The 11,709-nt window shown below is 58.2% G+C and carries 8 protein-coding genes; 1 reads left to right on the top strand and 7 read right to left on the bottom strand.

The annotated features are described in order from the left end of the window. Positions 1–232 precede the first annotated feature (232 nt). The 6 genes from ACMUVN_RS31945 to ACMUVN_RS31920 all read right to left on the bottom strand — a co-directional run bounded on the left by ACMUVN_RS31945 (position 233) and on the right by ACMUVN_RS31920 (position 9,625). The gene (locus tag ACMUVN_RS31945) at positions 233–1,885 is read right to left on the bottom strand and encodes a GNAT family N-acetyltransferase (protein ID WP_029733027.1); all 1,653 of its coding nucleotides are present in this window, start codon (positions 1,883–1,885) and stop codon (positions 233–235) included. Between the two features lie 269 nt (positions 1,886–2,154). Continuing rightward, complete coding sequence (locus tag ACMUVN_RS31940; RefSeq protein WP_028756241.1) at positions 2,155–2,646, bottom strand: hypothetical protein; 492 nt, start codon at positions 2,644–2,646, stop codon at positions 2,155–2,157. 125 nt (positions 2,647–2,771) lie between these two features. Beyond that, entirely contained in the window at positions 2,772–4,121 is a 1,350-nt protein-coding gene (locus ACMUVN_RS31935; RefSeq protein WP_028756240.1) for an HlyD family type I secretion periplasmic adaptor subunit, read from the bottom strand. A 5-nt stretch (positions 4,122–4,126) separates the two neighbouring features. Then, positions 4,127–6,439, bottom strand: a complete 2,313-nt coding sequence (locus tag ACMUVN_RS31930; RefSeq protein WP_183906596.1) for a type I secretion system permease/ATPase — start codon at positions 6,437–6,439, stop codon at positions 4,127–4,129. A 25-nt stretch (positions 6,440–6,464) separates the two neighbouring features. Then, positions 6,465–8,504 carry a hypothetical protein gene (locus ACMUVN_RS31925; RefSeq protein WP_127431879.1) on the bottom strand — a complete coding sequence of 680 codons (2,040 nt, stop codon included), beginning with the start codon at positions 8,502–8,504 and terminating at the stop codon, positions 6,465–6,467. 146 nt (positions 8,505–8,650) lie between these two features. Next, positions 8,651–9,625: a hypothetical protein gene (locus ACMUVN_RS31920; RefSeq protein ID WP_052215224.1), complete on the bottom strand. Its 975-nt coding sequence runs from the start codon at positions 9,623–9,625 to the stop codon at positions 8,651–8,653. Positions 9,626–10,459: 834 nt separating this feature from the next. Here ACMUVN_RS31920 and ACMUVN_RS31915 point away from each other — a divergent pair. After that, entirely contained in the window at positions 10,460–11,242 is a 783-nt protein-coding gene (locus tag ACMUVN_RS31915) for a helix-turn-helix transcriptional regulator (protein ID WP_028756235.1), read from the top strand. Between the two features lie 15 nt (positions 11,243–11,257). Here ACMUVN_RS31915 and ACMUVN_RS31910 read toward each other — a convergent pair whose 3' ends face one another. Next, positions 11,258–11,578 carry a hypothetical protein gene (locus tag ACMUVN_RS31910; RefSeq protein WP_028756234.1) on the bottom strand — a complete coding sequence of 107 codons (321 nt, stop codon included), beginning with the start codon at positions 11,576–11,578 and terminating at the stop codon, positions 11,258–11,260. Between the last annotated feature and the right edge of the window lie 131 nt (positions 11,579–11,709).

Raw genomic sequence — 11,709 nt, 5'->3', positions numbered from 1 at the left:
AGGCTCATAACCTGAAGGCCGCAGGTTCAAATCCTGCCCCCGCAACCAAATCCCACATAGACCGCCATACACGCTGATACAAAAAGCCCGCCTCGTGCGGGCTTTTGGCGTTTCCAGATGGAATTAAGCCAAGGCTTCAGCACTCGCCCCAGAGCCCATGGCAGCGTGGAAACGGAAAAATGTGTCGTGCCGGAACTGTCGGACCGCCTTTCCGCACCATGGCAAAAAGTCCTCAATGCAGACGCGGTCGGCGTCGTTCGCTGAGCTGCCGTCCCCGGTTCCAGCGGGCGATGGTTTCCGGCACGATGTCCGTCTTGCGGGCCGCCGGCTCGGCACATTCGCGAATGCGTTCAAGCGCCGCACTTGCCTTGGCGGCATAATCCAGTGCGGCCGGATCGTCCGAATGCACTCCCTGGATCGCAGCGAAGACGGCTTCTGCTTCAGCCAGCCGTCTGCTGGCAGTAAGGGCGATGCCACGCTTGTAATGCGCCTGGATGAGATGCGGCCCGATCTCGCCGACCTGGCGGAAAGTCTCTGCGGCCTGGTCATATTGATGCAGGGCAAGCTGCGTGTCGCCAAGCCGCATCTGGATCGGTGTCGGATCGGGCGCTCGCTCGGTGAGCGCGTTGTAGGCAGTCAGTGCCTCCGTCAGCTTGCCGCGGTCGAACAGCAGATTGGCAAGGCCGAATTCCGCGCCGGTATGGCCGGGAGCCGATTGCAGGACCTGGTTGAAGGCAATCTCCGCCTTACCGCGGGCGCCGTTGCGGTACATATCGAGCGCCTGTTCATAGACGAAGCGAATGCTGCGCGGGTTGAGCACGCCATGCAGGTTCTGGCCGTTGCGGGTGCGGAACAGGGTGCAACTGATCCGCCGTTCCTCTACCCCGAACATATATTTGTAAGGTTCGTTTCCGCGCAGGAAGTCATAGGTCTTGAAACCGTCCTCGATCGCCCGCCGGATGCAGTAGCCATGCAGGATAAGGCCGGGAGACGGCGTCTTCCAGTTCTCGTCGCGGCCGGTGATATAGAAGAGGATGGCCTTCTTCTGCCGGTCGACGATATTCGCCAGCGCGCCGAGCGGCTGGTCGCCGTACCACAAGACCGGCACGTCGAGATTGCCGCTGTTGAAGCAGTCCATCAGCATCTCGCGCGTGGTGACGATTAGCCGCTCGGTCCGCTCCGCACCCTTGCGGGCGCTCCATTTGATCCGCCAGAGATTGAAGAGGATGTTGAGGTCGCGATCGATGGTCTCGGGGGTTGCCATGGTGATCCGGTAGATATCGTCGCCTTCGACCTTGCGCAGGAACCGCCGGAGCTTCTGGCGTGTCTGGCTGCTCATGCGCTGTTCGAGATAATCGTCGAAGCTTGCCGGCAGCGGGACGATCGGGCAGATCGTGTTGTCGATGTTCTCGCTGTTCATCGGCGAGCTGTCGCGAAACATCACCTCCGGCCCTTGCAGCGCCTCGATCATCTTCTCACGCCGGCCCGCTGGGCCGCTGAAATATTCGATCTTCAGATCGGTCCAGTTCTGATGTTTGATAAACGAAGCAAAACCGGCAATGGCATGATGCTCGTAATCCGGCCTGACGATGAAGCCGGTGTAATCGGCCGCAAAATTCCCGGCCATTATGATTTCGTCGTAGAAGAGCCCGGTCTTCTCGTTCAGATGGGTGATGAGGCGCAGCGGAAAGAAGGCGACATAAGGTGCTGCGGGATCGCGCTCGCGAAGGGCAAGGATGAACCAGCGGCGCCGGCGAGAGAGATAATTCTTCAGCCAGATCCAGGAGAGGAAATGCTGCGCGTCGGGATCTTCCATGAAGACCCGATCCCAGTTGTCGCGTAGCGCCTCGAACCCGGCAATAGTGTCGATAACATCTATGCGCATGTCCGCCCCCCAATACCCCATACGTCACTCGGGAGGTTTCATTCTAATGGGAAACACCGATCTTCAAATAAACCGTCCGGATGATTTGCAGGGCTTAAATATGATTAGTCCTGAGCCGGCGCTTAACCCAAAATCGAAGTCGGTTTTCAGTAAAGATCACATATCAATTCAAAGACATAGAGCGCGATGCCCCTGTCGAATGCGACGCTTCAATCTATCTCGCCCGAAAGTGTGCAACGGTTTTGGAAAGAGATACTCGTAAGAGTTACTCAGAGCTCGCCGGCGATCCTCGGGCTCGCATGGATGAAGGCCCAGAGCGTCCGGCTGATGGCGACGATTTCGGCGATCGACTTTTCCAGAAGGTCGAGCTCGCGCGCGTCCATCTGCTCGATCTTGCCATAGCGGATCTCCTTGTCGTCCTCGACCAGCCGCATCAGCTGCGTGCTGGAGATCTCTCCCTTTTCGTCGAAGGAATAGATGCAGTGATTGTATTTGTTGCGTGTCTTGGATTCCTTCTTCAGCCGCGACATGGCTGAAAGGATCGCCTTCCGGTCGGAAGCTGAGGTCGAAGCGAGCTTGGCAAGCCGTTCGATGAGATCGATCCGGGCGCGCGTCGTATTGAGCGTCAGGAACACCACGATCGCCGCATCCTTTTCGACCCGGAGAAGATGGGCGATGATGTAGATCAGCAGGCTTTCGGTATTCGTCCAGACATAGTTCAGGCGGCCGACCCGCAACAGGACATCGGACATCGCCGCCATGCTCTACCCTTTCTCCCCCTGAGGGGACGACCCATCCCCAAGGGGATGATACGTGCCGACATTATATCAGAACAATGGACGAGGCCGTCATATTGCCGGACCGCTCCCTGCCTGATTGCGAGTGATCAGCGTTCCTTGAAAGCCCGTGACATGCTGTCGGTGATTGGTTTGCTCAGATATTCGAAAAAGGTGCGTTCCGACGTCTGGATCAGCACTTCTGCTGGCATGCCGGGAACGGGATGGAAATTGTGCACCCGGGAAATCTCGGAATCGGGTATTTCGACGCGGACGATATAGACGTCCTTGACCGAGACCCCGGAACTTTCCTCGATCGAGTCGGCCGAAACGTAGAAGACCCTGCCTTGCAGCACCGGCGTCGTGCGCCGGTTGAGCGCCGTCAGGCGGATCGAGGCTGTTTCTCCCTCGTGCAACTGATCGATGGAGGTACGCAGCACCTGCGCCTCCAGGATCAGCGGCACATGCGCCGGCAGGATTTCCATGATCGGCTTGCCGGTCGTGATGACGCCGCCGGCGGTATGAAAATAGGAGCGCACCACTGTGCCCGTCACCGGTGAGCGGATGGTGGTGCGTTCGAGCACGCCGGCAGCCTCGCGCATCTGTTCGCGCACGCTGTCCAGATCGGATTCGGCGGTTTCGAGCGCATCGAGTGCCGCCTGTTTGTTGGAGTTGACGGCGATGATGGCTTCCTGGCGGAATTTGGCGATCTCCGCCTCGCTCTCGTTGAGCTCGCCGTTCAGGCGAGAAATATCGCCCATCGCATCGGCGATCGCCCGTTCGATTGCCAGGAGATCCGTCTTGCGCATATAGCCGACCTTGACCAGGCGCGCCTTGGAATCGCGTTCCTCGGTCAGCAGCGCCAATTGTCTCTCGAAGGATTCGCGTTGGCCTTTATAGCCGCCGAACCGGTATTCCAGCGACTTGATGTTTTTCTCGATCAGATTGAGCTGCTCTTCGAGCTTGATCTGCTTGCTGTGGAAGACGACGTTCTGGCTCTGGATGATCGCGTTGATGTCTGGATCACTTGCTTCCTTCATGACGATATCGGGAACCTGGAATTCCCGCAGGCCCTGCGCTTCGGCACGGAGCCTTGCTACGACGGCTTCCAGGCGCAGGCGCCGAAGCTGCAGCATCCGTTCGTTCGAGCGGGATGCTGTCGGGTCGAGGGTCAGCAGGACGTCGCCTTCCTTCACCGTGTCGCCCTCGCTGACGCGCATCTCCTTGATGATGCCGCCTTCCAGATGCTGGACGATCTTGTTGTTGCCGGTCGCAACGAAGCTCGCCTGGGCAATGACGGCCGAGGCGAGCGGTGCCGTCGCAGCCCAGAAGCCGAACCCGCCGAACGAGGTGAAGAGAACCGTCAGGCCGACGATGCTGTGCACGCGGATCGAGCGCGGCACGTCGCTATACCATTCGAGCTGCGCCGGGCCTGATGTCTCCCGATTTTTGCGTCCCATGTCGTTCACCCTTCGATACGCGGTGCTTGTTGACCGTTATTGCCGTTGTTCTTGGAAAGCGCCTGCAGCACCTCGATCCTTTCCCCGAACATGGCGACAGTGCCCTCCTTGAGCACGAGGATCTTGTCGACGCATTGGAGAAGGGCGGGGCGCTGGGTGATGGTGACCGTGGTGATGCCCTGCTTCTTGGCGTGGATCAGCGCCTTGGCAAGCGCTGCCTCGCCCTGGGTATCGAGGTTCGAATTCGGCTCGTCGAGAACGACGAATTTGGGATTGCCGAAGAAGGCGCGGGCAAGCGCGATGCGCTGCTTCTGGCCGCCCGAAAGCGGAGCGCCGTCTGCCGCCACGATGGTTTCATAGCCCTGCGGGAAGCTTGCGATGAGCTCGTGCACGTCGGCGAGCACTGCTGCCTCGTAGATCTGATGATCGTCGACGTCGTCGCGCATGCGGCAGATATTGGCTTTGATCGTACCGGGAAAGAGCTGCACGTCCTGCGGCAGGTAGCCGATGCTTTCGCCGAACTGACGCTGATCCCAGTTGCGCAGATCCATCAGATCGAGGCGCACATTTCCCGATGTCGGAACGATCGAGCCGACGAGCATCTTGCCGAGCGTCGTCTTGCCCGATCCGGAATTGCCGATGATCGCAAGCGATTCCCCCTTCCTGAGCGAGAAGGAGATGCCGTTGAGAATGACCTTCTTCTGTGGCGGCGGCACGAAGAGAATGCGCTCGACATCGAGCCGGCCTTCCGGATTGGGAAGGCGCAGGCGCGGGAAGTTCAAGGGAGAGTTCAACAGCAGTCCCTTGATCCTGCCATAGGCGGCTGCCGACCGGTTGAATTGGTGCCAGCCTTCGATGGCGCCTTCGATCGGCGCCAGCGCGCGTCCCGAAATGATCGAGGCCGCAATCACCATGCCGCCCGTCAATTCTCCGGCGAGCGACAGATGCGCGCCCCAGCCGAGCAGGGTAACCTGGGTAATCATGCGGCAGGCCTTCGATATGCCCGAGAAGATAATGTTGCGGTCCTGAGCCTCGACTTGCGATTTCAGCGAGCCCGCCGTTTCCCGGCCCCACATCTTCACCGCCTCGGGGATCATCGCCATGGCGTTGATGATTTGCGAATTGCGCGACATGGAATCGAGATGGAAATTCGCCCGGCTGAGATAGCCGTTGGATTCGGCGAATTGCCGGGCGGTGAATTTCTGATTGAGATAGGCGATGAAAAAAAGCACCGCACAGCAGACCATGATGATGATGCCGAGATGCGGATGCACGAAATAGACGACGACCACGAAGAACGGCATCAGCGGCGCATCGAGAAATGCGATCAGCGTGCCTGACGTCACGAAGCCGCGCAGCAGCTGCAGGTCCTGCAGCGTCTGATAATCCTTGCCGCTGCCATGCAGCGACGCCCTCGCCGCAGCGCTGAGGATCGGCGCGCCGAGCTGTACTTCGAGCTCCACCGCGGTGCGCATCAGGATGAAGCGCCGCACCGAATCCATGAAGGCCTGCAGCAGCACGGCGCCGAGCACGGCGATCGAAAGCATGACGAGCGTGTCGATGGAGCGGCTGGTCAGCACCCGGTCGGATATCTGGAAGAGATAGAGCGGGATCGCCAACAGAAGCACGTTGATGGCGATCGTGAACATCATGACCACAGCCATGTTGCGTCGGACCGCCGCCATGCCGCGCGAGAGGCTGGCGGCGAAATTCACAGGCTCACTGCGCTTGTGAAAACCGCCGCCACTTCCCCCGCCCCCGCCCGCGCCGCCACCGGGATCGGAATCCTTGCCGGTTCCGCCGCCGCCGGTGCGCAGCCGTCTGTCATTCTCGCTGATCGGACCGCCCTCGCCTTCGATCGTCTTGCCGAAGGGCATCGTCGGGTTCGATTTGAGCTCGGTCGTCTCTTTCGGCAGTTCAGGCGCCGCCCGCGCTTCGATCTGCGGTTGGGCGGGCGCTTCCGCCGGTTTTGCTGTGGCCGGGGCCTGCACCACCCCGGCGAAAGGCGCCGTTTCCGCGGCCGAAGGTTTCGGCGAGGCTTCCGGCATCACCACCTTTTGCGCAGAGGGTGGCGGCGCTGTGTCTTCGCGCGCCATAGCGGCAGCCTCGCGTACTGCAACTTCGGCCGTCTTCTTGCCGCCTTCGGTCGATGAAGCAGCGGCGCCGCTGAGCCTGCGAAGGTTCTCGACCGCCTCGTCGATCGCAGAGATGCACAGATTGGCCGGCGCCGTTTCCGAAGGGGCAGCGGAGGGAATATTGCCCGACCTCAGATCGAGAGCGCTGCCTGCTGCAAAAACTTGTTTCGAAATCTGGTTCATCGTGGTTCCTTCGCAATACTTAAGGTCACGCGACCATGGCTTGCATTACGTCGGCGGGGTGCGCCGACGACCATGAAAGATCATGCCCGGCATTGATGACGCCATCGGCGGAACAGCCGCCCGTGGGATCGTCGTCATCGAGAAAGGCGATGACTTCGTTGGCGAGCCTGTCGTCGGCTGACTGCGGCTGCGTCGCATCATGCTCCACCAGCCCGCCTTGAATGAGGATGGCGTCTGAATAGAGCTGGCCTGCCAGATAGGTGGTCTGGCCGAAACTGTCGTAGTCGACGATCTCGGCGATGTTGATGACCGCATTGCTGCCAGTGTCGATCGTCACCGTCGCATCGGGATTGTTGCCGAGGAGCGTCGCCGCCGCCTGGGTCACATCGTCGGAATCGCCGAGGATGCTCACCTGCTTTATGATCGTCATGTCGTAGAGATTGCCGGTGATGTAGAGCACGTTGAGGCCGGCATATCCCTGAAAATTCACATCGAACGACAGCCCCTCCGGCATATTGGGATCGCGATCTTCGATCGCCTTCTGCGCTTCGATCATATAGTCCGGCATGGCCTCGAACGGGGTGCCCGTCCCGACATTGTGGATCGAGGCGAAATTCCAGATCAGGTTGTTGCCGGTCTGGATGTCGGCGCCCGGATCGACGCCGTCTTCCGCCCGCACCCAGTCATTGTCGTAGAGCAGCGAGATCTGCGTGATGCTGTTGATGTCGAGCACATTGCCGCCGATGATCACCAGGTCATACTGCATGCCCATCCCGAAAAAGGAGGATAAGTTGATGGAGGTATTGCCACCCGTCAGAACCGTGGCTTCGGATCCCGAGGTGGTGACCGTCATCGTGTCGTTGTCGCTGATGAAGTGATACTGCTCGATCCACTGTACGAAGGAGACGTCGCCATCGATGACGTTGACGCGCCAGCTGTTCGGGAATGTCGGGTCGGCAGCATCGGTGTCGGCGTGGCTCGATGCTGCGAAGGTGCTGTTTTCGAAGACGGCGATATTCTTGGCGATCGTTCCCGCCTCCTCGGCCGAATGGCCGGATGAGCGCAGCGTCGAGGCGATCTCGTCATTGTCGCTGTAGACGAAGGCCTGGGAGACCGCGTCGATCTGGTGGTAATTGCCCATGACAGCGGTGACCGAGGTGATGACGCCGGTATTGATCACCGAGGCGATGTTGACCACGAAATTTGCGCCGGCGGTCACATCAAGGCTGTTGCCGCTGGGATCTGTCTGCTCGACGGATGAATTGCTGTCGTCAGCTTCTTCCTGGAGCTTGGCGAGACCGCGGTCGGGCAGGAAGTCGTCGAGGACGGGGATGTCGGCTTGACGTTCGCCATTGACATAGATGATGGGGTCGTCGCCCACCAGATCGGTGGTGACGAAATGATGCGTCGGGTCGGTGCTGAGCGAGGTTGTTCCGCTGTCCTCGGTATTCTGGGCATTCTGGATATAGGTTTCGATATCCTCGGCAATCTTCAGCGCGCCATCATAGGTATCAATCCGGTGCAGGCTCGAAAAAGGCGTGAAGATCTCGGCTTTGGCGCTGAAATCCGCGAGCCGTTCGATGACGAAACTCGTGTCGCGAGGCGCATGGATGCCATTCGTCATGTCGAGATAGTCGTCGTCGTAGAGAACGTTGACCTGAAGGACATGGCTGATAGCCGAGCCAGGCCCGGCAAAGACGGTCAGTTCCGGCTCATCCGACAGCACGATATCCGTAGGATCGCCGAAATGCGGTAGCGGGATGTCCTTTGCGGCGATCGCCGCCAGCTTCTCAAGGCTTTCTTCGAGGACGCGGCCCACATGGCGCGTCGGACCATATTCGATCTCGTAACTGCCGCTTTGGTAAATGACGCCCGGATCGTAGTCCTTGAGCTGGAAATCGGAAGAAAAGGCGGCGGTAAAGGCATCCTGATCCGGCAGAGCCGGTCCATCCGCGCCGGGTCCTGCCCCTTCGGCATAATTGGTGCGCAACCTCATCTCGTCGATCGTCATCTCGAAGACACCGATGAAATGCGCAATGATTTCCGAAATCTTCTCGATATGCATGGTTCGGCCCTCCCATTCGAAATGACGATCGGCCTTATCAGGCGCCCCTCGTTGGGAGCCGTGGTGTGGTCGTCAAACCGTTTTCAAGCAGTCAAACTGCACCGGCCGGAGCCGGTGCAGTTCGTCTTGGTCGTTGGAGGTCAGTGTCAGGTGCCGGTATCCTCGCCGACGTCGGAGACATGAGAATTGCCGCCGATGACGCTGGAGTCGACTGTATTGCTGAGCAGGTTCGCACCCTGAACGAGCTCGAGGTGGAAGCCGGAATTGGCAAGGACTGCCGAAGCATCGGCCGTGCTCGAGCCGCTGGCATCGTCGCCCGCCTTGAGGTCCCAGCCCTTGCCGTCCATCTCAATGCCTTCGGCACTGTCGGCGTGACCGGCGTCCGCCTTCAGGTGGTTGTCGGCGCCGCCATTGTCCATCTTGATGTTCCAGGCCTGGTCCTGGTCGGCCAGATGGTTTGCCTGGACGGCACTGAAGCCGCTGTCATTGCCCTCGCCGGACAGCGAATTGTTCAGGATGCTGTCGACGTCGAGCGTGAAGGAGAAGTCGTCGCCGAGATTGAAGGTGAGGTCGTGGCCGGCAACGCCGAGGTTGTCGAAGTCCTTGACGTCCTCGATCACGGCGAAGTCGGTGTCCGTCTTGTTGAAGCTGTCGGAGGTGTTGTTGCTGTCGGAGACCGTCTTGGTATCCGTATCCGTGATGGTCTTGATATCGGTGTCGGTCACGGTTTTCGTGTCGGTATCCGTGATCGTCTTGGTGTCGGTGTCGTTGTCGCTGTACGACTTGCTGTCATAGCTCCAGTCGTAATCGGTTTTGGTGTCGGTGTCGGTGATCGTCGTGGTCTTGACGCTCGTATCGTCGTCGGACTTGTAGCTCCAGTCATAGTCGTTGTCACGGTTGTCGCCATTGCTGGCGGAGATTTCGGCCTTAACGTCGACGTCGACGCTGTTGTCCGTATTGTCGCGATTGTCGCCATTGGCGACGCCGACATAACCGGTCGAGCCGTCGTCGACTTCAGTTGAATTGACAGCACTGTTTGCAAAGCCGTCGGCCAGAGCCCCGACCTTCGTGATTTCGGTTTCGTCGCCCGAAGATTTCGGGGGCTTATAGTCGTCAGACATTGCAGTTACTCCAGAAAAAAACCGGAGCAGCTTTTCGAAATCCCTCTCATCTCAAATGGGATTTTGCTCGCGCTCGCTCCGATGCGGTGAACATCGGCAGATGTATTCGATACTAGTCATCTGCGGGTTTGTCGCGACTTGTTGATCAAATCGATAGTATTGGGAACGCACGTACTCAGTACAATGCCGCACATATCCGACTCCCTATCCTGAAGAGGATAAGGAGTATTCAGGTTTTCTTTTAGTTGAGTTGCCATAAATGGAAGTCATGCATCAAAAAGGCATGCAGATACATAGCTCTTCCATGTCACCACTTGGACGACGACCACAGATTGGTGGAAAAAATACGGATCCGATAGATATCAATTCGGGCTAAGGCGGATCTGCCACGTCCGGATAACCCCGTCGCGGGAGCGTTAAGACCTTGTCGGAATCGATGTTGCTGAGCAGCTGGAATGCGGGACGCCCGGCATTCGCGGCTGGGTTGAGAGGCGACTTTCGACACGTCTCTGCCTCATCCCGGTGCATCCCCGCATGACGAAAATATGACAATTTGTACTGAAATATTACATTCAGTCGATCATCTATAGTCACGACAAATATAACCTTGAAGTATCTATCGCAGTGAAAATACAACCAAAGCATTGTAACGTATCGTTTTTCGTCCGCGAAAACTAATCACTTTGGGCCATTTCCTTCCTTCTCAATCCGTATTAACATAATTAAGAAATGTCTAAAAAATAAAGCGGTGACATCAGGGGCCGGCATTTCATACTATTTAATACCCGCCATCGCTCCACGTTTGAGTAAAGTGTAACGCTAGGGGAGGCGTATATGTTCATGACAGGCTCAGGAATGGAGAATGCGGACCAGGGAAGGAAGTTGGGTTCGTCCGGAAATACTATACTAGTGGTGGCCAAGGCGGATCTGTTTTCAGAGTGCATGGTAGAGGCGCTCGCAAAGAAATTTCCGAACTGTGAAGTGACAAGTATAGCGAGTACAAATCCGATGCTGGAAAAAGACACCAGCGATATAAAGCTCGTTTTATTTTACCATATACCCGCCCCGGAGCTTCATGAAGCGCTGCAGGCTGCCCGCGAAAACCACCCCGAAACCTCAATCGGGCTCGTCGTTGAAGCGATCGACATGCTCGAACCCTATGTCAGCCGGCTGGTCGAGGCACGGATCATCGATGGTGTCCTGCCGCTGAATCTCCGGCTCGATGTCTTCATGGCCGCAGTGGATCTGCTGATGAAGGGCGGCGAACATTTTCCGTCAGCGCTTCTCAATCGTCTGACCAACAAGAATGCCCAGCTGGAACCTTCGCTCTATCAGACAAAATCGGTCGATGTGGCGCGCAGCAATGCGCTCAAGCTGAGACGTGACAGCATCTCCGCTTTGACAACCCGGGAGGTTCAGATCCTGGACCTCATTTGCAAGGGGACGCAGAACAAGATCATCGCCGACAAGCTGCATCTTTCCGAAAACACCGTGAAGGTTCACGTCCGCAACATCTACAAGAAGATGAACGTCCGAAACCGCACCGAAGCGGCATCGCGCTTCTTCAATGAGCATCCCGTCGGCGAAGACGACATGTCCGGCCGGTGGCGCAATTGATCTAATGGTTTTATTTCAGATCGAAGGACGCGCAAAGCAGCGCGACTTCTGTCCGAAGCCGCTCGGAGAGCAGATATAAGGCGCTGAGCCGTGATAGGCGACGGTGCGAACCGTTGCCGCAGCCCGGCGCTCGGTCCGGCTTGCCGGATAAGCATAGGCCTTCGAGACACGCGGTGCCTCGACCACGACGACATTCTTTTTCGCGACGACGGCGATATCGTCATCGACGGCCGTACAGGCCGTCGGCCCGGTCGCTAGAAGCGCCATTCCCCAGACAAACATTGTCGAGCGAAGACGCCAGCCTTTCAGCTGCGCTACATCTTGCTTTTTCAACATGGCCAAAACCCCTCGCATATCGCGCTCCCCGATGCAAGACCGGCCGTGCGGTCAAGCGCGGCCAAGCTGCACGCCGTCCGTTCTATATTAGTTTCATTGCGTGAAGCTTAAGCAATGGATGATGGGCGTTG

The sequence above is a fragment of the Rhizobium sp. IY2 genome (assembly GCF_047532935.1).
GTDB classification, from domain to species: domain Bacteria; phylum Pseudomonadota; class Alphaproteobacteria; order Rhizobiales; family Rhizobiaceae; genus Rhizobium; species Rhizobium anhuiense.
The sequence above is the reverse complement of the archived record's forward strand: the minus strand, read 5'-3'. Positions and strand labels throughout refer to the sequence as shown.

Coding starts and splice junctions, on each gene's coding strand:
- ACMUVN_RS31915 (WP_028756235.1), top strand. CDS start 10,460: ATGTTCATGACAGGCTCAGGAATGGAGAATGCGGACCAGGGAAGGAAG.
- ACMUVN_RS31940 (WP_028756241.1), bottom strand. CDS start 2,646: ATGGCGGCGATGTCCGATGTCCTGTTGCGGGTCGGCCGCCTGAACTAT.
- ACMUVN_RS31935 (WP_028756240.1), bottom strand. CDS start 4,121: ATGGGACGCAAAAATCGGGAGACATCAGGCCCGGCGCAGCTCGAATGG.
- ACMUVN_RS31930 (WP_183906596.1), bottom strand. CDS start 6,439: ATGAACCAGATTTCGAAACAAGTTTTTGCAGCAGGCAGCGCTCTCGAT.
- ACMUVN_RS31925 (WP_127431879.1), bottom strand. CDS start 8,504: ATGCATATCGAGAAGATTTCGGAAATCATTGCGCATTTCATCGGTGTC.
- ACMUVN_RS31945 (WP_029733027.1), bottom strand. CDS start 1,885: ATGCGCATAGATGTTATCGACACTATTGCCGGGTTCGAGGCGCTACGC.
- ACMUVN_RS31920 (WP_052215224.1), bottom strand. CDS start 9,625: ATGTCTGACGACTATAAGCCCCCGAAATCTTCGGGCGACGAAACCGAA.
- ACMUVN_RS31910 (WP_028756234.1), bottom strand. CDS start 11,578: ATGTTGAAAAAGCAAGATGTAGCGCAGCTGAAAGGCTGGCGTCTTCGC.